23 protein-coding genes are annotated in these 22,571 nt (G+C 74.0%); 8 read left to right on the top strand and 15 right to left on the bottom strand.

Going from position 1 to position 22,571, the window contains the following annotated elements:
- The first annotated feature begins 91 nt into the window (after positions 1–91).
- Positions 92–1,099: a sugar phosphate isomerase/epimerase gene (locus tag QFZ62_RS06770; RefSeq protein WP_307503359.1), complete on the top strand. Its 1,008-nt coding sequence runs from the start codon at positions 92–94 to the stop codon at positions 1,097–1,099.
- The gene (locus tag QFZ62_RS06765) at positions 1,096–2,079 is read left to right on the top strand and encodes a 3-hydroxyacyl-CoA dehydrogenase family protein (protein ID WP_307503357.1); all 984 of its coding nucleotides are present in this window, start codon (positions 1,096–1,098) and stop codon (positions 2,077–2,079) included. Before QFZ62_RS06770 ends, QFZ62_RS06765 begins: the two co-directional genes overlap by 4 nt.
- A 19-nt stretch (positions 2,080–2,098) precedes the next feature.
- Here the strand turns inward: QFZ62_RS06765 and QFZ62_RS06760 are convergent, their stop codons facing one another.
- On the bottom strand, positions 2,099–2,848 hold the full coding sequence (locus tag QFZ62_RS06760) for an SDR family oxidoreductase (RefSeq protein ID WP_307503354.1): 750 nt from the start codon (positions 2,846–2,848) through the stop codon (positions 2,099–2,101).
- Positions 2,849–2,981: 133 nt separating this feature from the next.
- Between QFZ62_RS06760 and QFZ62_RS06755 the strand changes: the two genes are divergently transcribed.
- The gene (locus QFZ62_RS06755) at positions 2,982–3,824 is read left to right on the top strand and encodes a helix-turn-helix transcriptional regulator (RefSeq protein ID WP_307503350.1); all 843 of its coding nucleotides are present in this window, start codon (positions 2,982–2,984) and stop codon (positions 3,822–3,824) included.
- A gap of 56 nt (positions 3,825–3,880) precedes the next feature.
- On the opposite strand, the gene QFZ62_RS06750 is transcribed toward QFZ62_RS06755, so the two are convergent.
- The 14 genes from QFZ62_RS06750 to QFZ62_RS06685 form a co-directional block, all read right to left on the bottom strand.
- Positions 3,881–4,603: a GntR family transcriptional regulator gene (locus QFZ62_RS06750; protein WP_307503347.1), complete on the bottom strand. Its 723-nt coding sequence runs from the start codon at positions 4,601–4,603 to the stop codon at positions 3,881–3,883.
- Positions 4,604–4,621: 18 nt separating this feature from the next.
- Entirely contained in the window at positions 4,622–5,389 is a 768-nt protein-coding gene (locus tag QFZ62_RS06745) for a triose-phosphate isomerase family protein (protein WP_307503345.1), read from the bottom strand.
- Between the two features lie 51 nt (positions 5,390–5,440).
- The gene (locus QFZ62_RS06740) at positions 5,441–5,902 is read right to left on the bottom strand and encodes a ribose-5-phosphate isomerase (RefSeq protein WP_307503343.1); all 462 of its coding nucleotides are present in this window, start codon (positions 5,900–5,902) and stop codon (positions 5,441–5,443) included.
- Between the two features lie 31 nt (positions 5,903–5,933).
- On the bottom strand, positions 5,934–7,670 hold the full coding sequence (locus QFZ62_RS06735) for a dihydroxyacetone kinase family protein (protein WP_307503340.1): 1,737 nt from the start codon (positions 7,668–7,670) through the stop codon (positions 5,934–5,936).
- A 78-nt stretch (positions 7,671–7,748) separates the two neighbouring features.
- The gene (locus QFZ62_RS06730) at positions 7,749–8,450 is read right to left on the bottom strand and encodes a GAF and ANTAR domain-containing protein (RefSeq protein ID WP_307507709.1); all 702 of its coding nucleotides are present in this window, start codon (positions 8,448–8,450) and stop codon (positions 7,749–7,751) included.
- 89 nt (positions 8,451–8,539) lie between these two features.
- Positions 8,540–8,821 carry a hypothetical protein gene (locus QFZ62_RS06725; protein ID WP_307503337.1) on the bottom strand — a complete coding sequence of 94 codons (282 nt, stop codon included), beginning with the start codon at positions 8,819–8,821 and terminating at the stop codon, positions 8,540–8,542.
- 70 nt (positions 8,822–8,891) lie between these two features.
- Positions 8,892–9,233 carry an ATP-dependent DNA ligase gene (locus QFZ62_RS06720; protein WP_307503334.1) on the bottom strand — a complete coding sequence of 114 codons (342 nt, stop codon included), beginning with the start codon at positions 9,231–9,233 and terminating at the stop codon, positions 8,892–8,894.
- 488 nt (positions 9,234–9,721) lie between these two features.
- Positions 9,722–10,066 carry a hypothetical protein gene (locus QFZ62_RS06715; RefSeq protein WP_307503331.1) on the bottom strand — a complete coding sequence of 115 codons (345 nt, stop codon included), beginning with the start codon at positions 10,064–10,066 and terminating at the stop codon, positions 9,722–9,724.
- 77 nt (positions 10,067–10,143) lie between these two features.
- Complete coding sequence (locus QFZ62_RS06710; RefSeq protein ID WP_307503328.1) at positions 10,144–10,905, bottom strand: GntR family transcriptional regulator; 762 nt, start codon at positions 10,903–10,905, stop codon at positions 10,144–10,146.
- A 53-nt stretch (positions 10,906–10,958) separates the two neighbouring features.
- Complete coding sequence (locus tag QFZ62_RS06705; RefSeq protein WP_307503326.1) at positions 10,959–11,876, bottom strand: ATP-binding cassette domain-containing protein; 918 nt, start codon at positions 11,874–11,876, stop codon at positions 10,959–10,961.
- Positions 11,873–12,916, bottom strand: coding sequence for an ABC transporter permease (locus QFZ62_RS06700; protein ID WP_307503324.1), 1,044 nt, complete (start codon positions 12,914–12,916; stop codon positions 11,873–11,875). Before QFZ62_RS06700 ends, QFZ62_RS06705 begins: the two co-directional genes overlap by 4 nt.
- A 100-nt stretch (positions 12,917–13,016) precedes the next feature.
- Positions 13,017–13,994, bottom strand: coding sequence for a sugar ABC transporter substrate-binding protein (locus QFZ62_RS06695; protein ID WP_307503321.1), 978 nt, complete (start codon positions 13,992–13,994; stop codon positions 13,017–13,019).
- A gap of 250 nt (positions 13,995–14,244) precedes the next feature.
- The gene (gene iolG, locus QFZ62_RS06690) at positions 14,245–15,252 is read right to left on the bottom strand and encodes an inositol 2-dehydrogenase (protein ID WP_307503317.1); all 1,008 of its coding nucleotides are present in this window, start codon (positions 15,250–15,252) and stop codon (positions 14,245–14,247) included.
- 61 nt (positions 15,253–15,313) lie between these two features.
- Complete coding sequence (locus QFZ62_RS06685) at positions 15,314–16,231, bottom strand: sugar phosphate isomerase/epimerase (RefSeq protein WP_307503315.1); 918 nt, start codon at positions 16,229–16,231, stop codon at positions 15,314–15,316.
- Positions 16,232–16,575: 344 nt separating this feature from the next.
- Between QFZ62_RS06685 and QFZ62_RS06680 the strand changes: the two genes are divergently transcribed.
- The 5 genes from QFZ62_RS06680 to QFZ62_RS06660 all read left to right on the top strand — a co-directional run bounded on the left by QFZ62_RS06680 (position 16,576) and on the right by QFZ62_RS06660 (position 22,483).
- Complete coding sequence (locus tag QFZ62_RS06680; protein WP_307503314.1) at positions 16,576–18,717, top strand: ExeM/NucH family extracellular endonuclease; 2,142 nt, start codon at positions 16,576–16,578, stop codon at positions 18,715–18,717.
- A gap of 86 nt (positions 18,718–18,803) precedes the next feature.
- Entirely contained in the window at positions 18,804–19,205 is a 402-nt protein-coding gene (gene trxA, locus QFZ62_RS06675) for a thioredoxin (RefSeq protein WP_307503311.1), read from the top strand.
- A 112-nt stretch (positions 19,206–19,317) separates the two neighbouring features.
- Entirely contained in the window at positions 19,318–21,192 is a 1,875-nt protein-coding gene (recQ, locus tag QFZ62_RS06670; protein ID WP_307503308.1) for a DNA helicase RecQ, read from the top strand.
- 405 nt (positions 21,193–21,597) lie between these two features.
- Positions 21,598–21,729 carry a hypothetical protein gene (locus QFZ62_RS06665; protein WP_307503305.1) on the top strand — a complete coding sequence of 44 codons (132 nt, stop codon included), beginning with the start codon at positions 21,598–21,600 and terminating at the stop codon, positions 21,727–21,729.
- Positions 21,730–21,748: 19 nt separating this feature from the next.
- Positions 21,749–22,483, top strand: a complete 735-nt coding sequence (locus QFZ62_RS06660) for a GntR family transcriptional regulator (RefSeq protein WP_307503302.1) — start codon at positions 21,749–21,751, stop codon at positions 22,481–22,483.
- Positions 22,484–22,571: the final 88 nt, after the last annotated feature.

Genomic DNA, 22,571 nt, shown 5'->3' with positions numbered 1-22,571 from the left:
GGTCGTCGCGGCGGCCCTGGCCGTCCGGATGCTATTTCCTATAGGATCTGGATCCCGGGCATCCGGGACCCGACGACCGCGATGGAGCAGCATGCCGGAGAACCCCGCCACCCCCGCGCCGAGCGCGACGACCCCGGGATCCTCCGGCGGACCCGCGTTCAGCGCCGAGGACTGGCCCATCGCCACGTGCCTCCACTCCTTCGCCACCGTGGGCCGCGACGGCACCGCCCTGCACGACGCCGACGCGGCCGTGTGGGACCGCATGTTCGCGGACATCGCGCGCGAGGGATTCACCCTCGCCGAGCTGGCCGACAGCCACATCCGGCCCGCCGACCTCGCGCCGTCCCGCCGGGAGGAGCTCGTCTCCGTCGCTCGCGCGCACGGCGTCGGCATCCCGTCGGTGCACCTGCAGCGGCAGAGCGTGATCATGCCGGGCCACGAGGAGCGGAACCTCGCCTACGCGCACCGCACCATCGACGCCATCGCCGAGATGGGCATGGACGTCTTCTCCACGGGCCTGCACCAGCCGTTCAGCGAGGCGCAGCGGAAGGCCCTGTGGTTCTGGACGGCCGAGGGCCCGAAGGACCCCGACGACCCCGAGGTGTGGGACGCCGCCGTCACGCGCCTCCGCGAGCTCGGCCGGCACGCCGCCGACCTCGGCCTCCGCATGGCGCTCGAGATGTACGAGGACACCTACCTCGGCACGGCCGACAGCGCGGTGCGGCTCGTCGAGGAGATCGGGCTCGACAACGTGGGCCTCAACCCCGACGTGGCGAACCTCATCCGCCTGCACCGGCCGGTCGAGAGCTGGCGCGAGCTGTACGCGAAGACGCTGCCGTACGCGAACTACTGGCACGTGAAGAACTACATGCGCGACGAGGCCGCCGACGGGAGCTGGGCCACCTCGGTGCCCACCACCATGCGGTCGGGTCTCATCGACTACCGGCAGGTGATCCGCGACGCGGTCGAGCTCGGCTTCGACGGGATCATCCTCACCGAGCAGTACGGCGGCGACAGCCTCGGCGTCTGCGCGGAGAACCGCGACTACATCCGCACCCTGCTCCCGCAGGGCGCACGAGGACAGGAGGGGTCGTCATGACCGACCAGGACAGCACCACCCAGCACGGGACCGCCCGGAGGATCGCCATCGTCGGATCCGGCTACATGGGCGGCGGCATCGCGCAGGTGCTCGCGCTCGCGGGCGCGCAGGTGCGCATCGCCGACATCTCGGAGGAGATCGCCGTCGCCAACCACGCGCGGCTCCTCCAGGAGGCGGAGAGGTTCGTCGCGGACGGGCTGTTCCCGGCCGACGCCGTGGCGCGCATCGCCGCGAACGTGACGCCGGCCGCGTCCATCGAGGAGGCCGTCGCCGACGCCGACCTCATCGAGGAGGCCGTGCCGGAGAAGCTCGAGATCAAGCACGCGACGCTGCGGCGGATCTCGGCGGCCGCGCGCCCCGACGCCGTCATCGGGTCCAACACCTCCACGATCCTCATCTCCTCGCTCGCCGAGGCCGTGACGAACCCGGAGCGCTTCCTCGGCGTGCACTTCTCGAACCCCGCCCCCTTCATCCCGGGCGTCGAGCTGATCCCGCACGCGGGTACGGCGGAGTCGGCCATCGCGATCGTGGAGGAGCTCGTGGCGGCCACGGGCAAGGAGACCGCGCGCGTGACGGACTCCACGGGCTTCGTGCTCAACCGCCTCCAGTACGCGCTGTTCCACGAGGCGACGCAGATCGTGGAGGAGGGCATCGCGACCCCCGAGGACATCGACACCATCGTCCGCACCACCTTCGGCTTCCGCCTGCCGGTGTTCGGCCCGTTCGCGATCGCCGACATGGCCGGCCTCGACGTCTACGCGTTCTGCTACGCGTCGCTGCAGACCCGCTGGCCCGAGCGCTTCGCGACGCCGGCGTCGCTCCAGGCGCACGTGGACGCGGGGGAGTACGGCACCAAGACGGGCGCCGGCTACCTCGACGTGCCCGCCGAGCGCACGGAGGCGCTCGTGGCGTACCGGAACAAGGCGTACGTGGCGATCAAGAAGCTGATGGACGAGCTGGGGCCGGCGCCGATCGGGTAGGGACCCAGCGGACCGCGCGTCAGTGGCTGCGCTGGGCGAGCAGCGCGAGCACGTCCGCGTGCCGGCCCTCCGCCTCGGCGTCGCGGAGGAACCGCACGCGCTCGACCAGCACCTCCTCCACGTCGGGCTGCTGCTCGAGGATCCCCATCGTCTCGTCGAGGAACTCGTCGAGCGGCATCGCCGACTCCTCGTCCTGCTGCCCCATGAGGGTCGTCCGCACCGCCGGCGGCACGAGCTCGATCACCTGCAGGGGCGTGTCGGCCCACTGCACCCGCAGGCTCTGGGTGAACGAGTGCACGGCGGCCTTCGTGGCCGAGTAGGTGGGCGTCGCCGGCAGGGGCACGGACGCGAGCCCTGAGGACACGGTCATCAGCACCCCGTCGGGCTTCGCCGCGAGCCAGGGGGCGAAGGCCGCCGCCGTGCGGATCGTGCCGAGCAGGTTGGTGGTGATCGTGGACTCCGCGACCTCGAGGTGCGCCGGGTCGCGCAGGTCCTCGGGGAGCATGATCCCGGCCATCGTGATCACGGTGTCGAGGCCCGGGTGCGCGCGGGTCACGGTCTCGGCGGCCGCGCGGATCGACGCGGGATCCGCCACGTCGAGCTCGACCGCATGCATGCCGGGGTGCGCCTCGACGATCGCGTCGAGCAGCGCGCGACGCCGGCCGGCGACGATGACGGTGTCGCCCCGGGCGTGCAGGCGCTCGGCGAGTCCGAGCCCGATGCCGGACGTGGCCCCGGTGATCAGGACGGTGCTGCCGGTGGTCTTCATGGTGCCTCCTCTGCGGGGCCGTGCGCCCCGTCGCGGTCCAGCCTGCGCGGGGCCCGGGACGCCGGGAAGGGAGCGCGCATCGGGGGAGCGACGGTCCCTGGATGCGCGTCCGGCCAGGGGCGAGGATGGGGGCATGGACCGACCCGCGCTCGCCGAGTTCCTCCGCGCGCGCCGCGAGGCGCTGCAGCCCTCCGACGTGGGCATGCGCCCGGGGGCCCGCCGCCGCACCGCGGGCCTCCGGCGGGAGGAGATCGCGGCCGTCGTCGGCATGTCGGCCGACTACTGGGCCCGCCTCGAGCAGCGCCGGGGTCCGCAGCCCTCGGACCAGATGCTCACGGCCATCGCCCGCGGGCTGCGCCTCGACCTCGACGAGCGGGACCACCTCTTCCGCCTCGCCGGCCACGAGACGCCGCGGCGCGCCCGGCTGTCCCCGCACGTCAGCCCCGGCTTGATGCGCGTGCTCGATCGGCTCGACGACACGCCCGCCCTCGTCATCACCGAGCTCGGTGAGACGCTCGCGCAGAACCGCCTCGCCGCCGCCCTCTTCGGCGATGCCTCCGGATGGACGGGCCTCGACCGCAGCGGCGTGCACCGCTGGTTCGCCCACCCCGAGGAGCGCGGGCAGTACCCGGAGCGCGACCACGAGCGGCAGGGGCGCCTCCAGGTGGCGCAGCTCCGGGTGGCCGCGTCGATGCCCGACCCCGATCCGCTGGCGGCGCAGGTGCTGGCGAGCCTGCTGGCGACGAGCGCGGAGTTCCGCGGCTACTGGGACCTCCAGGAGGTCGGCAGCCGGTTCGACGAGCGCAAGACGCTGCGGCATGCGGAGGTCGGCGAGATCGAGGTGCACTGCCAGGCCCTCTTCACGGAGGACCAGTCGCAGGTGCTGCTCGTGCTGACCCCGCTGCCGGGGTCGGGGGCCGCCGAGGCGCTCGGGCTGCTCGGCGTCGTCGGGGAGCAGCGGTTCGAGCGGTCCTGAGCCGCCCGGCCCCGCGAGCCCGGCCCCGCGAGCCCGGCCCCGCGAGCCCGGCCCCGCTAGCGCGGGACGGCGTCGTCCGCGTCGCGCCGCGACCGCTCCCGCACGCGCTCGATGTGCGCCCGCATCGCGGCGGCCGCGGCCTCGGGGCCCTCGGCGACCGCGTCGATGACCGCGCGGTGCTCGTGCACGGCGTCGTCGGCGTCGTGCACGCCCGTCCGCATCGTCTGGCGCATGCGGTGGACGCGGGTGGAGATCGCCTCGGACATGTCGAGGAGGAACGGGTTGCCCGTCGCCTCGAAGACGCGGTGGTGGAAGTCCCAGTCCACGACGAAGTACTCGCGGATGAGGCCCACCGGCATGTCGGCGCCGTCGCCCGCGGCGCGGATCCGGGCGGTCGTCTCCTCGTGCGCGGCGAGGGCGTCCTCGAGCGCGGGCACGAGGCGCGCGGGATGGGTCGCGGCGAGGGCCGTCGCCCCGCCCTCGAGCACGATGCGCGCGTCGAAGAGCGCCTCCAGCTGCTCGCCCGCGATGGGCGGCGCGACCCGGTAGCCCTTGTGCGCCTCGCGGGCGACGAGCCCGGTGCGCTCCAGCTGCACGAGCGCCTCGCGCACGGGCGTGGGCGACACGTGCAGGTCGCGGGCGATCTGGTCGATGGCGAGCCGGGAGCCGGGCTCCATCTGGGATCCCATGAGCATGTCGAGCACGAGGTCGTAGACGCGGTCGCGGAGGCCCTGCCGCGCGGTCATCGAGGTCGCGTCGAGGGGGAGGCCGGAGGTCACCAGGACAGTCTGCCGGTCTCAGGCGCCCGGGGGCGCCGCCCGTCGGGTCGCGCGCGCGTGGACCTCGTCGAGGACGGCCCGGACGCCCGCGGGGTCGTGGGCCCGGCGGCCGAGGAAGAGCCCGTCGACGTCGTCCCCGATGCGGGTGAGGAGCCCGGGACCCGCGGTGCCGCCGTAGATGACCGCGGATCCCGGGTGCGCGTCGAGCCCCCGCACGTGCGCGCGCAGCACCCGGCACACCGCGCGGATGTGCGCGTCCGACGCGGGCTCCTCCGCGCCGATGGCCCACTGCGGCTCGTACGCGACGACGATCCGCCCGCCGTGCCCGGCCTCCCGGGCGAGCGCGAGCGCATCGTCGAGCTGCCGGATGCACTCCCGCGCGGCGTCGGCCGGCTCCTGCGCGGCCTCCTCGCCGAGGCACAGGATCGGCACGAGCCCGGACCGCAGCGCCGCGTCGGCCTTCCGCCGCACCACCTCGTCCGTCTCGCCGAAGTGGCGCCGCCGCTCGGCGTGCCCCACCTCCACGAAGGTCCCGCCCAGCTCGCGGATCTGCCCGCCGGAGACCTCGCCCGTGAAGGCGCCGGCGTCCTCGGTCGCGAGGTCCTGCGCGCCCACCCGGGCGACGCCGTCGAGGATCCCGACGGCCGCCGGCACCGACAGGTATGACGGCAGGACCACGAGCTCGGCCGAACCCAACGCGACCGCCGGGTGCGTGCGCGCGAGATCCGCGACGTCCCGGCACCACGCGAGCGTGCGCGCGTGCCCGAAGTACATCTTCAGGCTCACGCCCACGACGGTCGAAGGCGCGGCGGACTCGGACTCGGGCTCGGCCACGGCCTACCGCGCCTCGTACGCGCGGATCTCCTCGACCTTCTCGGCCGACGCGCTCGAGGTGTCGAACTCGTACGTCAGCCACTCGCGCACGTTCCGCCGCGCGAGCTCCAGCCCGATGACGCGCTGGCCCATGCAGAGCACCTGCGCGTCGTTGGAGAGCACGCTGCGCTCCACCGAGTAGGAGTCGTGGGCCGTGACGGCGCGGATCCCCGGCACCTTGTTCGCCGCGATCGCGACGCCCAGCCCGGTGCCGCACACGAGCAGCGCCCGGTCGGCCTCGCCGCGCGCGACCATCTCGGCCGCCGTCGTCGCGACGGTCGGGTAGGCGGTGTGCCCGTCGGCGTCGACGCCCACGTCGACCACCGACTCCACGAGGTCGCTCGCCTCGAGGTCGGCCTTGAGCGCCTCCTTGTGCTGGTAGCCCGCGTCGTCCGAGCCGACGACGATGCGCCATGTCCTGGTCATCCGGTCCTCCTGGTGTCTCGTGCGGTGTCCCTCACCGGTCGGCGAGGGTGCGGCCCACGGCCGCGGTGATGAGCGCGAGCGACACGGCGCCGGGGTCGGGCGTGCCGACCGAGCGCTCGCCGTGCGATCGCGCGCGTCCCATGCCGGGCTTCAGCGCCGCGGTCGCGTCCGCGGCCTCCTGCGCCGCGGCGCTCGCGTCGGCCCACGCGTCGGCGAGGGGCGCGCCCGCGGCGACCCGCTCGGCGAGCACGTCCGCGAACGGCACGAGCGCGTCGACCATGGTCTTGTCGCCGACGGACGCCTTGCCGTGGCCCATGACGGCGTCCCGCGCGTCGCCCGCGCCGCGGGCCACCGCCTCGCCCGTCGTGGGATCCGCGTCCTGGTCGTCGAGCGCGTCCCCGAGCGCCTGGAGGATGAGCCCCCACAGCGCGCCGGACGTGCCGCCGCCCTTGTCCGACCAGGCGTCGCCGGCCAGCCGGAGGGCGGTGCGCGCGCCGGCGCCCGCCTCGACGGCGCGGGCGGCCCGCTCGGACGCCGCGCGGGATCCGCGCAGCATGCCGATGCCGTGGTCGCCGTCGCCCGCGACCGCGTCGAGGCGGCCGAGCTCGTCGGCGTGCTCGGCGACGACACGATGCACGGCGTCGAGGGCCTCGGCCACGCGGGCGGCGGTGCGCCGGGAGGCCTCGGTCGCGTCCGGGATGGCGGCGTCCACCTCGTCGTCCTCGCGGGCGTCGACGGGCTGCAGCGCGGATCCGTCGAACGCGCCGCTGCGGAAGGCGGGGGTGTCGGCGGGCGCGGTCCACAGCCGCTCGAGCTCGTCGTCGAGCCAGAACAGCGTGAGGGAGGCGCCGGCCATGTCGAAGCTGGTGCAGAACTCGCCCACCTGCGGGTCCACGAGGGTGATCCCCGCCTCCTCCAGAAGGTCCGCGACGCGCGTGAACACGACGTACAGCTCCTCGTTCTTCACGGATCCGAGTCCGTTGAGCACGGGCACGACCCGGGCGCCGCGCACCTCCACGCCGTCGGGCACCTCGGCCTCGGCGAGCAGGTGCCGCACGAACAGCTCGGCCAGGCCGTCGGCGGAGGGGATGTCGGTCTCGTCGATGCCGGGCTCGCCGTGGATCCCGAGCCCGATCGCCATGCGCCCCTCGGGCACGGAGAACAGCGGCTCGTCGGCGCCCGGCAGCGTGCAGCCCGTGAACGCGACGCCCATCGACCGGGTGCGCGCGTTGGCGAGCCGGGCGACGCGCTCGGCGTCGTCGAGGTCGTAGCCCGCGGCGGACGCGGCGCCCGCCGCCTTGAAGACGGTGAGGTCGCCCGCGATCCCGCGGCGCTTCGCCTGCTCGTCGGGCCCGGCGCTGAAGATGTCGTCCGTGACGACCACGGTGCGGCAGTCGATCCCGTCGGCGCGCACGCGCTCCTGGGCGTCGTCGAAGTGCAGCACGTCGCCGGCGTAGTTGCCGTAGAGGAGGAGCGCGCCGCGGCCCTGCTCGCTGGTGCGGATCACCGACTCGACCTGGTGCGCGGAGGGCGAGGCGAAGAGGTTGCCCATCGCGGCGCCGTGCGCGAGGCCGGGGCCTACGAGCCCGCCGAACGCGGGGTAGTGGCCCGAGCCGCCGCCGATGACGACCGCCACCTCGGGCTCGGCGGAGCGGGTCGAGCGCGAGACGCCGCCGTGCACGCGCCGCACCCAGCGGCCGTTGGCACGGACGAAGCCGGCCGTCATGTCGTCGGCGAACTCCGCCGGGTCGTTCCACAGTCGGGTCATCCGTCAGGTCCTCCTCGTCGAGCACGTGAGGAGATCCTATAGGATATTGGATCCACGCCGGAAGGGCGTGGGCCCGTCTCAGCCGGCGCGGCCCTCGGTCCGGCCCTCGGTGCGCAGCGCCTCCTCGGCCACGTCGCGGAGCCGCCGCGACGAGGAGCGCGCCTGGCGCCGGAGCACCGCGAACGCCTGGTCGACCGAGATGCCCATCCGCTGCGCGATCGCACCCTTGGCCTGCTCGATGACGACGCGGCTGTCGAGCGCGTGCTGCAGCTGGTCGCCGAGGGCGGTGCTGCGGTCGAGCGCGTGCTGCTGCAGGATGCTGAGGGTCGCCATGTCGGCGAGCGTCTGGACCAGCGCGGCGTCCCGGTCGCTGAGCGGCCCGGGCTCCGACGAGAACAGGCAGAGGGACCCCAGGGTGCGGCCGCGGAGCTGCATGGGGGTCGCGTGCACGGCGCGGAAGCCGCTCTCCTCCGCGATGCGGGAGAAGCGCGGCCAGGACTCGAGGCGGTCGTCGAGGTCCGGCACCTCGACGATCACGCCGTCGCGCACGCAGTCGAGGCACGGGCCCTCGAGGGTGCCGAGCTGCGCCTCCTCCACGTCGGCCGCGCGCTCGCTGGTCGACGCGACGACGTGCATCTCCCCGTCGCCGTCGACGAGGACGATGCCGCCCTCCATCGCCGAGGTGAGGCGGGTGCTCGCGTGGACGAGGTCGGACAGGACGTCGAGGATGTCGGCCCCCGCGAGGGAGTCCGCCAGGGTGCTGAAGATGTCGTCGCGCATGGGGGTCACTCCATCCAGGTTAGGCCGGTCCGGCTCCGGCGGCATGCCGAGGTCGCCCCGCGCCCCGCCGATCCGCGGCACGCGTGCTCCTATGCGGTGCCGGCGGCGGCCGACGCGTCGAGCGCGACGGGGTCGCCGGCCGAGCCGGCCTGCTCCTCCGGGTGCACGCGCGCCGCGTCGAGGATCCGCACGGCGTCCGTGGCGGAGACCGTCCAGGTGAGGGTCGCGGTGACGGTGGCGGTGTCGTCCGCCGTGACCCCGACGCCCGTGAAGTCGACCTTCACGTCGCGCGTCTCGGTGTGGCGGGCCGTGGCCGCGGTGACGCCCTCGACGATGCGCTCGTCGTCGTAGGGCAGGTTGGTGATGGCCATGGCGGCCTTTCCGGTGGGTCGTGCGGGTCCGGCCGGACGCGGGTGCGCCGGCGGGCGGGAGGGGAGGGGGTCAGCTGGAGGCGTGCGGGGCGGCGGATCCGGACGGGGACGCGGGCGCCGCCGGCTCCCGCACGAGGTGCAGGCCGGCGGAGGTGTTGGCCGCGAGCATCATGGCCTCGACCCACGCCATGTTGATGGAGGGCGCGCGCCCGCCGAGGTACACGAACTCGAGGGGGATCTCCGGCGCGATCCAGATGGTGCGGCGGCCGTCGCCCTCGGAGGCGGGGTTCTTCCAGGAGAACGTGAAGGACTCCCGGCGGCGGAGCTTGTTGACGATCACGATCTGCAGGTGCGCGAGCGCGCGGTCGTCCAGCTCGGTGCGGGTGCGGGAGTCGTAGATGAGGTGGCCCATGCGCGGCTCTCTCTCGGGGTCCAGGTCCGCGGGGACGTCCCGCGTGGGAGCACGATGCGCACCCTGCGTCCCGGGACGGGGCTACCCGGACGCGTCGACGCGATCAGGGCGCGGGGCGCGGCTCGAGGGCGTGGTCTGAGCGTAATCACCCCGGTCCCGGCTCGACGCATCCGGTCCTGCCCCTTGACTTCCCGACCACGGGTCCGGATCCATCCGGGTCGCGCGAGCAGGAGCCCGGGCCGAGGCGAGAGGGAGCCCGGGGCGACGCGGGGGGAGGGCGTCGTCCCGGGCTCGTCCCACGGCGTCATCCGGGTACGCCGCAGGCGGGATCGCGCGACAGGGGCCCTCGGGGGGGGAGGAGGGCGGTCACGGTCTCCGATCGGGTTCGTGCGGGTACACGATCCTGATGCCGAAGGTAGCGGCGGTGACGCGATCCTGCCGACATGAGCCCGACCCTTGACTCTCGATCCCGCGACCGGGTAAAAGCCTCACTCCCGGGAGAAGACCTCCCGGTCCATCTCCGCGTTCCAGTCCGCGTCCGCGGCGGTCACGGGCTCCGGCGACACCATGCGGTCCGTCTCCGCCTGCATGCGCGCGACGGCGTCGGCGTTGTCGGGCTCGGGCAGGCGCGTGGTCGAGGTCTCGGCCATGAGGGGTGCCCCGGCGGTGAGGAGGAAGGTCGCGTCGACCTCGTCCCCGTCGGAGCTGAGGGCGCGGAGGGTGACGCTGTCACCGCGGGCATGGGTGGCGAGGACGGCGGCGTAGGCGATGAGGGCATCGGCGGCGTCGTCGCCCAGCAGGAGGGACTTCTTGGCGTAGGTGATGTGCTTCATGGGCGCGAGGCTAGACGCGCGGCCCCGGTTCGCCACCGCCCTTGACTCCGCGGAGCCGGAGCTGGTCCGGTCCGCGCCTACCGGTCGACGAGCGTGATCTCGAACGAGTACAGGTCGGGCCGGTAGCAGTGCTGGCCGTGCTCCACCGCGCGGCCCGAGCTGTCGAACGCCGTGCGCGACATGGTGAGCACGGCGCCGCCGCGGGGGAGGTCGAGGAGGCGGGCCTCCGACGCGGTCGCCGCGCGGGCGCCGATGCGCTGCTTGGCGACCCGCATGATCACGCCGCGGCCGCGCAGGAGCTGGTAGAGGCCGTGGGTGGCGAGGTCCTCGGGATCCAGGTCGACGAAGGGCTCGGGGAGCACGTTGTCGAGGATCGCGAGCGGCACGCCGTCGGCCGTGCGGAGCCGGGTCAGGTGCAGCACGGGGCTGCCGACCTCGACGCCGAGCGACTCCGCGATCCGCTCGTCGGCCGTGCCGCGCGAGGACGACAGCATCTCGGTGCGCGGCGTCTGCCCCGACCTCTCGAGGTCCTCGTAGAGGCTCGTGAGCTCCACGTTGCGGGTGACGCGGCCGTGCACGACCTGCGTGCCGATGCCGCGGCGGCGCACGAGCAGGCCCTTGTCGACGAGGTCCTGGATCGCCCGGCGGATGGTGGGGCGCGAGAGCCCGAGCCGGTTGCCGAGCGCGATCTCGTTCTCGAGCCGGGCGCCCGCCGGCAGCGTGCCGTCGTGGATCGCCGTCTCCAGCAGGTTCGCCACCTGGTAGTAGAGCGGCACCGGGCCCGAGCGGTCGAGCGCGAGGAACAGGTCGGGGGGCAGGATCTGCTCCGGTTGCGTCACGTGGATCGCTCCCTCGCTGGTCAGGTCAACGTCTCATCCTTCCACGGGGCGGCTCAGGCGTCCGCCGGTCCCCGGCCCCCGTCCGGGCCGGCGTCGCGCGCGAGCTCGTGGGCCAGCGAGTCGAGCTCCGCGCCGCCGGCCATGAGGCTCGTCAGCTCGCCGAGCGTGATCTCGTCCTTCTCGAACGTGCCGAGGCTGGATCCGCGGTTGAGCAGCAGGAACCGGTCGCCCACCGGGAACGCGTGGTGCGGGTTGTGCGTGATGAAGACCACGCCGAGCCCCTGGTCGCGCGAGCGCGCGATGTAGCGCAGCACGACGCCCGACTGCTTGACGCCGAGGGCCGCGGTCGGCTCGTCGAGGATCAGCACGCGGGCCCCGAAGTGCACCGCCCGGGCGATGGCCACGCACTGGCGCTCGCCGCCGGACAGCGTGCCGATGGGCTGGTCGACGTCGCGGAGGTCGATGCCCATCTGGGCGAGCTGCTCGTGCGTGATCGCCTTCATGGCCGCCACGTCGAGCCGGCGGAACGGACCCTTGCCCTTGGTGATCTCGGAGCCCAGGAAGAAGTTCCGCCACACGGGCATGAGCGGCACGACCGCGAGGTCCTGGTAGACGGTCGCGATGCCGGCCTGGAGGGCGGCGCGCGGGGAGCCCAGCACGACCGGCTCGCCGTCGAGGAGCATGGTGCCCTCGCTCGGCGCGTGCACGCCCGCGAGCATCTTGATGAAGGTCGACTTGCCGGCGCCGTTGTCGCCGAGCACGCACGTGACCTGGCCGGCGTTGACGACGGTCGAGACGCCGGTGAGCGCGTTGACGGCGCCGTAGGACTTGCCGATGTCGCGGACCTCGAGGATGGTCGCGCCCACGGGCGGCAGCGCTGGGGTCGGGCGTCCGCCGGCCTCCTCCGCCGCACCGGGGACGGCGCCGGCGAGGGGCGCGGAGGCGGCGGCGGGATCGACGTCGGTGCTCATCGTCCGCCTCCCGCCCGCGTCCGCACCAGGTTGTTGAGGAGCACCGCGGCGAGCAGCATCCCGCCGAGCACGGTGCGCAGCCAGTTGGTGTCCCACTGGGCGAAGGTGATGCCCTGGAAGACCATGCCGTAGATGAGGGCGCCGAGCGCGGCGCCGATGGCCGAGCCGAAGCCGCCCGTGAGGAGGCACCCCCCGACGACCGCGCAGATGATGTAGATGAACTCCTGGCCGACGCCCGTGTTCGCCTGCACCGTCGAGGTGCGGAACAGGGAGATCATGCCGACGAGCCAGGCCGCGCCCGCGGTGCCCATGAAGAGGCCGACCTTCGTCTTGAAGACCGGCACGCCCACCTGGCGGGCGGACTCCTTGGCGCCGCCGACCGCGAAGATCCAGTTGCCGGCGCGCGTGCGCAGCAGGATCCAGGTGGCGACCGCCGCGACGAGGAACCACCACAGCACGGAGACGTAGAACGTGCCGCCGCCGATCTGCAGCGACGAGCCGAAGACCGGCTGGATGGCGTCGTACGACGGCACCTTCGTCATGCCCTGGATGGCGACCTGGCCGGTGATGAGCTTCGTCACCGCGAGGTCGACGCCGGCGAGGGCGAAGAACGTGCCGAGCGTCACGATGAAGCTCGGCAGGCCCGTCTTCATCACGAGGAACCCGTTGAGCGCGCCGACCGCGAGGGCCGCGGCGAGCGAGACGACCACGGCCACCCAGATGCTCAGCCCGTAGTGCGAGGTGAGGATGCCGACCACCAGGGCCGAGAAGCCCGTCATGACACCGGCGGAGAGGTCGAACTCGCCGCCGATCATGAGCATCGCGACGGCGACCGCCATGATCCCGAACGTCGAGGCCGACTCGAGCCACACGCCGGCTCCGGCGAGCGTGAGGAACTGCGGCGTGTAGAGGGAGAAGAACACCAGCACGGCGAGGGCGGCCACGAGGGCGCCGATCTCCGGCCGGGCGAGGATCTTGCGGATCGGCCTGTTCTCGAGGCGCGGCCTCGTGGCGATCGTCACGATGTCCGTCGTGGTCAACGCGGGGCTCCTTCGGTGAGCGTGGGGGAGGCGGTGCGGGGAGGGCGGTGCGGGTGGGGCGGGGTCGGGCCGGTCGCGTCGGGGCGACCGGCCCGGGCGCCTAGCGGGTGCCGTTCTTCGCGAACTCGGCGACCTGGGCCGCGTCGTCCTCCGTGACGAACGCGGGGCCGGAGTAGACGGGCTGGCCGCCGCCGATCACGTTGCCGTTGGTGGCGTTCAGGTCGAGCGCGGTGATGCCGAGGAAGCCCTGCACGTACGGCTGCTGGTCGACCGCGAAGAGGATCGTGCCGGCCTCGACCGCGCTGACGACGTCCTCGGAGAGGTCGAAGGTGCCGACCTGCGCGTCGCTGCCCGACTCCTCGACCGCGCCGACCGCGTCGATGGCGTACTGCCCGCCGAGCGTGAGCACGCCGTCGATGGAGGGATCCGCCTGCAGCTTCGACTTGATGGTGGCCTTCACCTCGGCGTCGTTCGTGCCGTCGACCTGGAGGTTCGCCATCTGGCCGGGGAAGGCGCTCGCCGCGGAGGAGCAGCGCTCCTCGAGGCCGACGTTTCCGGCCTCCTGGATGACGCAGAGGGCGTTCGTCAGCCCCGCGTCGCCGAGGCGCTTCCCGACCGCCTCGCCGGCGACCGTCTCGCTCTGGCCGATGTGGGTGATGGCGCCGAACTCCGCCGACCGCTCGATGCCGGAGTTGATGGTGACGACCGCGATGCCCGCGGCCACCGCCTTCTCGATGCTGTCCTTGAGGCCGTCCGGGTTGGCCATCGAGACCACGATGCCGTCGACCTGCTGCGCGACCGCGTTGTCGATGAGCTGGGACTGCTTCGCCGGATCCGGGTCCGCGTTGTACGTGATCGTCGCGCCGTAGTCGGCGCCCGCCTTCTCGGCGCCCGACTTGACGCGGTCCCAGAACGCGTCGCCCGGGCCCGAGTGCGTGACCACCGCGAAGGTGAGGTCGCCGCCTCCGCTGCCGCCGCCGGCCGTGGGCGCGGCCTCCTGGCCGGTGCCCGCGCATGAGGTGAGGAGGAGGCCGGCCGCGGCCACGAGGCCGAGGGAGGCCAGGGATCTGTTCTTCATCGAATGCTCCTTGTCGGGCGGACGCCCGCAGGGGGGTCCTGGACGTCGTCGTCGGGGCGATCCTCGTCCCGGCCGTCCCAGTTGTCAATACATACTGACAAGACGGATCCGTGTCGTGACCCGCGTCGTCCGGCCGGCTCGACCGGTCCGACTTGCCAGTCTGCCCTGCCGCTGGCCCGCGTCCGCGCGCGACGACGACGCCCGGCCCGCGGTCGCGCGGGAGGGCGTCGTCTGAGGGAGCGGATCGGCGTCAGAGGGAGACGGGCACCGCCACCCGCTCGACGGCCGAGCGCTGCGCCGCGTCCGCGAGGACGAGCGCCGCGCGGCCGTCCTCGAACGTCGGACTGTCGGACTCCTCGCCGCGCGCCAGGCGGATGAAGGCGCGGAGCTCCGCCACGTACGCCGCGGCGTAGCGCTCCAGGAAGAAGTCCTGGTACGGCGGCTTGCCCTCGACGCTCGTGGCCGTGGAGACGCTGACGAGGCTCGTGAGCGCGTTCGCGACCTGCAGGGACCCGCGCGCGCCGAACGCCTCGATGCGCTGGTCGTAGCCCACCGCGCTGTGGCGCGAGTTCGCGATGACGACGAGCGCGCCGCTCGACGCGCGGAGGGTCACCACCGCGGTGTCGAAGTCGCCGTGCTCGCGGGCGCCCGGGTCGAAGGTCGTGGATCCCGTCGCCTGCACCTCGACGATGTCGGGCAGGAAGGAGCGCGCCATGTCGAGGTCGTGGATGGTCATGTCGCGGAAGATCCCGCCCGAGACGGCCACGTACGCGGCTGGCGGCGCGGCGGGGTCGCGGCTCACGATCGACAGCTGCTCCAGCTCGCCGATCTCGCCCGCGGCCACGCGGGCGCGCGCCTCCGCGAACGCCGGGTCGAAGCGCCGGTTGAAGCCGAGCGCGACGGGCACGCCGGACGAGCGGACGCGGGGGAGGAGCGCGTCGACGCGCGCGATGTCGAGGTCGATGGGCTTCTCGCACAGCACCGGCAGGCCGTGGTCGATGGCGGCGGCGATGAGGTCCACGTGCGTGGGGGTGGGCGACGCGATGAGGACCGCGTCGATCCCGCCGGACGCCATCATGCGGACGGCGTCCTCGGTGACCGTGCCGCCGTGGCGCGCCTGGAGGGCCAGGGCGCCGTCGACGAACGGGTCGCAGATCCACGCGAGCTCGGCGTCCGGGTCGGCGGCGATGTTCGCGGCGTGGACCTGGCCGATGCGGCCGGTGCCGATCAGGCCGAAGCGCAGGGGGGTGGTGGTCATGTCGCCGTCCTCGTGTCTCGTGGTGGTGCGGGGGTCGTGCGGGTGCGGGTGCGGGTGCGGCTCAGGCCCACGCGCGGAGCGCCTCGCGGTTCACGCGCTGGTCCTCCGTGCGCTCGGCGCGGAAGGCGCGGATGTCGGCGTCGGGCGCGTTGAGCACGTCCTGCTCGACGACCACCCAGCCGTCGTAGCCCTGCGCGTCGATCGCGGTCATCACGCGGGCGAGGTCGACGTCGCCGCGGCCGAACGCCGCGAACGCGCCCGACGACCAGACCTCGCGCATGCCGCCGCCGGCCGCGAGCACGCGCCGGAGCTCCGCGCCGTCGACGTCCTTGAGGTGCAGGTGGGTGATCCGCGACCCCCACCGCGCGATCGCCTCGACCGGATCGCCGCCCGCGATCACGAGGTGGCCGGTGTCGAGCGTCAGCCCCACGTCGACCGCGTCGAGGAACCGGTCGACCTCCACCGGGGACTCGACGAACGTGCCGGCGTGGTGGTGGAAGGTCGGCTCGAAGCCGGCGGCGCGCGTGATCGCGGCGGCGTGCGCCGTGTTGCGGACGAGGCGCGACCAGGCGGCGTCGTCGAGCGGATCGGCCTCCGCGCCGCGACCGGGGGCGGCGGCGCGCGCCGCGGATCCGGCGTCGGCGAGCGTCGGCAGCGGCAGGCGGGCGGGCCCGGACTCGGCAGCCTCCTGGAACACGCGGAGCGACGCGTGCAGCTCGGGGAGGGACGCCTGGAACGCGTCGTCGTCCGAGAGGGGGAGCTGGATCCAGCCGCCCGCGAGCTCGAGGCCGGCGCCGGCGAGCCGGGCGCGGAGCTCCCGTCCGCGGCCGAGGTAGCCGACCGGCCCCAGGTCGATGCCCGCGTACCCGGCCCCCGCGAGGGCCTCCACCATGTCGTCGGGGCCGACCACCTCGGCGCCCTCGGGCGTGAGCTCGAACACGCCGAAGCTCACGGGGGCGCCGGCGACGGTAGCCCTCACGCGGCGGATCCCGTCGCGCGGGCGGTGCTCGGGGCCGGGCTCGGGGCGGGGCGGGCGGCGGTGCCGGCGGCGCGGGGGTCGGGGGTCATGCGGGTCTGGACCATGCGGCGTCGCACTGCTCCTCGGGCCGGGGCGGATGTTTGTCCTGACGATAGTACGTGGCGGCCGCCCTCCGCCACGGCGTCGCCCGCGCCGCGCGTCGGCGCGGCCGGCGCACGTCCGGCCATCGCATGTCCGGCCGGTGACGATCCGGTTGCGGCCCGTCGTCCGGGATGCGGCGCGGCCTACGCTCGACCGGTGGTCCCCCATCCGGGGGAACCCGCGACGCCGAGGGGGCCGACGCCATGACCGACACCGACACCGCACGCGGATCCGGAGGCCCGGGGTCCGGATCCCGCACCGCCCGCCGCACCGTCCGCCCGCTCGCCGTCGCCACGGCCCTCGCCCTCGGCCTCTCCGCGCTCGTCGCGTCGCCCGCCGAGGCCGCGACCGTCGCCATCGCCGACGTGCAGGGCACCGGCAGCGCGACGCCGCTCGCCGGCCAGGTCGTGACCGTCGAGGGCGTCGTCACCGCCGACTACCGCGGCATCAGCGGCTACGCGGGCATCGTGATCCAGACCGCCGGCAGCGGCGGCGCGGCCGACGCGACGCCCGGTGCGTCCGACGGCGTCTTCGTCTACCTCGGCAGCGCCGACCCGGCCGTCGAGATCGGCGACCTGGCCCGCGTCACCGGCACCGCCTCCGAGCGCCAGGGCCAGACCCAGGTCTCCGCGACCGCCGTCGACCTCGTGCAGGCCGCCGTCGGCGTGCCCGCCGCGACCCCGCTGCCGGACTCGCTCCGCGGCGCCGACCGCGAGTCGCGCGAGAGCATGCTCGTCACGCCGACGGGCGAGTACCGCGTCGGATCCGCGCACCAGCTGGAGACCTTCGGCACGCTGTGGCTGAGCGCGGGCGCCGAGCTGCCCGTCAAGTCCACCGATCAGGTGCGCCCGGGCGCCGAGGCCGACCGCATCGCCGCCGACAACCGCGCGCGCCGGCTCCTCCTCGACGACGGCTTCAACATCCAGCTGACGAACGCGGCCTACCCGGCCGGCGCGACGCAGCCGTACTACACGGCCGAGCAGGTGGTCCGGAACGGCGACGTCCCGGTCTTCCCGCAGACGCCCTACGTGCTCGCCTACGGCTTCGACGACTGGCGCCTGCAGCCCACGACGCCGCTCACCTCGCTCGACGCGGCCGGCCGCGTGCCGGCCTTCGCGACCGGGAACCCGCGCCCCGCGTCCTCGCCCGAGGTCGGCGGCGACGTCCGCATCGCCGGCTTCAACGTCCTCAACTACTTCACGACGCTGGGGGAGCGCGGCGCGCAGACCGCCGAGGCGTTCCGCGCCCAGCGCGCCAAGATCGTGACGGCCATCACCGGGCTCGACGCCCAGGTGGTGACGCTCATGGAGATCGAGAACTCGAGCCGCTTCGGCGAGCCGGCCGACACCGCCACGGCCGACCTCGTGCGCGGCCTCAACGACGCCGCCGAATCCCCGGTGTGGGACTACGTGCGCACCCCCGCGGTGCTCGCGACCACGCCCACCGACGAGATCCAGAACGCGATCATCTACCGCACCGACGCCGTCACGCCCGTCGGGGCCGCCGCCACGCAGGTCGACGAGACGGTGTGGGGCAACGCCCGCGAGCCGATCGCGCAGTCCTTCCGCGGGGACGACCGCACGTTCACGGTGGTCGCGAACCACTTCAAGTCGAAGTCCGGCTCGGGCACGCAGCCCGCCGACGGCCAGGGCTTCTTCAACGCCGACCGCGTGGCGCAGGCGCAGGCCGTCGCGCGCTTCGCCGCCGAGCTGCAGGCGTCGAGCGGATCCGACCTCCTCTACCTCCTCGGCGACTTCAACGCCTACGCGCAGGAGGACCCCATCCAGGTGCTCCGCGACGCCGGCTTCGTCGACCTCGTCGCCGACCGCGCGCCGGGCGAGCGCACGTACTCGTTCGACGGCGAGGTCGGCTCCCTCGACCACGTCCTCGCGACCGGTGCGGGCGCCGCGAGCGTGACGGGCGTCGGCGTGTGGGAGATCAACGCGCCGGAGTGGGCCGAGCGCGAGTACTCCGGGTGGGCGACCGACGGATCCAGCGCGTTCCGCTCGAGCGACCACGACCCCGTGAAGGTGGGCCTCGACACCGTCCGCGACGCCTCGACCCTCGTCGGGTACGCCGACCGCCTGCTCGTCCGCAGCGGACAGCCGGTGAAGTACTCCGTGCGGCTCTCCGCGGGCGGCACCGCCCCGACGGGTCGCGTCCAGATCCTCGACCGGGGTCGCGCCATCGCCTCCGTCGACCTCACCGCAGCCGACGCGGGCCGCGCCACCGTGACGCTGCCGAGGCTGTCCCGCGGCATCCATCTGCTCACGGCGTCGTACGCCGGCGGCGACGGGGCCCGCGGGTCGAGCACGGTCTGGCCGTCCATCGTCCTCGTCTGGTAGCCGGCGCCACCCCCGCGCGGAATGCGCGGGGGTGCGGGCCGGTTGCACCCCGTGACCGCACGAGCGACACGAGAAGAGGACGCACCATGGCCACCACCGAGCTCACCGCCGAGAACTTCGAGAGCATCGTCGACCAGAACGGCATCGTCGTCGTCGACTTCTGGGCCGACTGGTGCGGCCCCTGCAAGCAGTTCGCCCCCGTCTTCGACCAGTCGAGCGAGAAGCACGCCGACATCGTCCACGGCAAGGTCGACACCGAGGCGCAGCAGTTCCTCGCGCAGCAGGCGAACATCTCCGCCATCCCCACGCTGATGATCTTCAAGGACCAGACGCTCATCTTCAGCCAGGCCGGCGCGCTGCCCGCCCCGGCCCTCGAGTCGCTGATCCAGGAGGTGCGCGCCGTCGACGTGGCCGCCCTCAAGGAGCAGGCGGCCGCCGAGGCCGCTGCGGCCACGCCCGGCGCGAGCGCGGACCCGACCGCGGTCTGATCCGCATCGCACCGCGACGACGGCCCCTCCCCATCCGGGGAGGGGCCGTCCGCGTCCCCGCCGCCCGCACCGCCCCCGTCGCCCCGCGCGGCCGGCGGATACGATTGCCCCGATGACCTCCACCCCTCCCGCTCCCGCCGGCGGCACCGCGCTGGCCCCCGCCCTCGAGCGCCTCGGCACGGTCTTCGGGTACGACGCCTTCCGCGGCGACCAGCAGGAGATCGTCGAGCACGTCATCGGCGGCGGCGACGCCCTCGTGCTCATGCCCACCGGCGGCGGCAAGTCGCTCTGCTACCAGATCCCGAGCCTCGTCCGCGAGGGCACCGGCGTCGTCATCTCGCCGCTCATCGCGCTCATGCAGGACCAGGTCGACGCCCTGCGGGCCGTCGGCGTCCGCGCCGCGTTCCTCAACTCCACGCAGGACCTCGAGGAGAGCCGCGAGGTCGAGCGGGCCCTCCTCGCGGGCGACCTCGACCTGCTCTACCTCGCGCCCGAGCGCCTCATCCTCGACCGCATGGGCCGCCTCCTCGACGAGGCCCGCATCGCCCTGTTCGCCATCGACGAGGCGCACTGCGTGTCCCAGTGGGGCCACGACTTCCGCAAGGACTACCTCGCGCTGTCCATGCTCGAGGAGCGCTGGCCCACCGTTCCGCGCATCGCCCTCACGGCCACGGCCAACGAGGCCACGCACGCCGACATCACCGCCCGCCTGGGTCTCCAGGACGCGCGCCACTTCGTCTCCTCGTTCGACCGGCCGAACATCCGGTACCGCATCGTGCCGAAGGCCGAGCCGCGCAAGCAGCTGATCGACCTCATCCGCACCGAGCACGCGGGCGACGCGGGCATCGTCTACTGCCTCAGCCGCAAGACCGTCGAGCAGACGGCGGAGGCGCTGAACAAGCAGGGGATCACGGCGCTCCCGTACCACGCGGGCCTCGACGCCGCCGTGCGCCAGCGCAACCAGGCGCGCTTCCTCCGCGAGGACGGCATCGTCATGTGCGCCACCATCGCGTTCGGCATGGGCATCGACAAGCCCGACGTGCGCTTCGTCGCCCACGTCGACCTGCCCAAGTCCATCGAGGGCTACTACCAGGAGACCGGCCGCGCCGGCCGCGACGGCCTGCCCTCCACCGCCTGGCTCGCGTACGGCCTGCAGGACGTGGTGCAGCAGCGCCGCATGATCGACCAGTCCGAGGGCGACGCGCAGCACCGCCGCCGGCTCTCGCAGCACCTCGACGCGATGCTCGCGCTCTGCGAGACCGTCGGCTGCCGGCGCGTGCAGCTCCTCCGCTACTTCGGCGAGGAGACGGGTCCGTGCGGCAACTGCGACACGTGCCTGGAGCCCGTCGCCACGTGGGACGCGACGGTGCCGTCGCAGAAGCTGCTGTCCACGATCGTGCGGCTGCAGCGCGAGCGCAACCAGCGGTTCGGCGCGGCGCACCTCATCGACATCCTGCTCGGCAACGAGACCGACCGGGTGCGGCAGCAGGGTCACGACCAGCTCGCCACCTTCGGCATCGGCACCGAGCTCACCGACGTGCAGTGGCGCGGCGTCGTCCGCCAGCTCCTCGCGCAGGGGCTCCTCGGCGTGAGCGACGACGGCTACGGCACCCTGGTCATCACCGCGGGCAGCGGCGACGTGCTCACGGGCGCCCGGCAGGTGCCCATGCGGCAGGAGCCCGAGCGCATCGTGCGCGGCCGCGGCACCCGCACCACCCGGGCTAAGGGCGGGCAGGTCGTCGACCTCCCCGAGGAGGCGCAGGGCCTGTTCGAGGCGCTGCGCGCGTGGCGCTCCGAGCAGGCGAAGGAGCAGGGCGTGCCCGCCTACGTCGTGTTCGCCGACGTCACCCTGCGCGAGGTCGCGACCGTCCGCCCGCAGGACCTCGGCCAGCTGGCCGGCATCACGGGCGTCGGCCAGAAGAAGCTCGACACCTACGGCGAGGGCCTGCTGGGCGTCGTCGCCGCGGAGGGCGCGGCCGCCCAGTAGCGGACCCCGCGTCGGCGGGTCGCCGCGTCGCGGGTCCCCCGACGCGTTCCCGGCGCGGACGAGGGCGTCCGCGGTCGGGCGGAGGGGAGAGGGACCCGGTCCCGAGCCTCGAGGGCTGCGGGACCGGGCCGCGCACACGGCCGACTTTTACCCGAAGACCGGCCCGGCGCTGGCGGGACAGCTCACCCGAAGAGCTGTCGCCGTTGCCCACGATCGTACTGGTCCGACCGCGGGCCCCATGCGAGCTGTGAGGAGCCGGGATCGCGCGGCCGGCGTGCCTCCATCAACGCGGTCCCTCCCGGCGACGCCTGTCAACAGCGTGTGACAGGACGCGGGAATCGGGGAGACGTCACTGCCCGCACCCGCGCGCGCATTCGCGATGTCTCGAAGAGGCCGGGCTCCACCGTGAGCATCGGCGTGCGGATCGAAGACGATATCGTGGTGACGCAGACGGGGTCCGACGTCATGTCGGACGCGCTGCCGATCGACGCCCGGGGCCTGGAGTCCTGGATGAGCATGCAGCGGTCCCCGTCCTGATCCCAGGAGGAGGACCCGCGTGAGCCTCTCCGCACTGCGTCCCGCACCCCCGCGCGAGAGCCTGCGCGAGCACGTGCACCAGGCCCTGTCCGCCGCCATCGTCTCCGGTGAGCTGGAGCCGGGCACGCTCATCACCGTCCCCACGCTCGCCGTGCGCTTCGACGTCTCGGCCACGCCCGTGCGCGAGGCGGTGCTCGACCTCGAGAAGCGCGGGTTCGTCGAGACCGTGCGCAACAAGGGCTTCCGGGTCACGGCGGTGAGCGACGAGGAGCTCGCCCACCTGGTGGAGGTGCGCCAGCTCCTCGAGGCGCCCGCCATGGAGCGGCTCGCCGGGAAGCTGCCCGAGGGCGCGCTGCCGGGTCTCGAGGCGCTCGCCGACCGCATCGAGCAGGGCGCGCGCGAGGGCGACCTCCGGGCGTACCTGCAGGCGGACCAGGAGCTCCACCTCTCCCTCACGCGGATGCTCGGCAACCCCGTGCTCACGGAGGCCATCGCGGACCTCCGCTCGCGCACTCGGCTGGTCGGCCTCGCGTCGATGAAGGAGAGCAGCCTGCTGGACGCCTCCGCCGCGGAGCACCACGAGCTGCTGCGGGCGCTGGTCCGCGGCGACGGCCCGGCCGCCCACGAGCTGATGGTGCGGCACATCCGGCACGCCACCGGCTGGTGGGCCGGGCGCGGCGAGGGCGAGGAGCCGGCTGCCGCGGCGGTCGACGGCGCGGTGCCGGACGCGGATCCCGCGGTCGCCGAGGTCTGACGACCCGACACGCACGCGGAGCTTCCGCTCCGGCACGATGTGTGACATATTACTGACTCGGCCGACCCCCACCCCGCCTCCCGAGGCG

The sequence above is a fragment of the Clavibacter sp. B3I6 genome (genome assembly GCF_030816895.1).
Taxonomy (GTDB): Bacteria; Actinomycetota; Actinomycetes; order Actinomycetales; family Microbacteriaceae; genus Clavibacter.
Note: the sequence above shows the minus strand (reverse complement) of the source record. Positions and strands in the feature narration are given on the sequence as shown.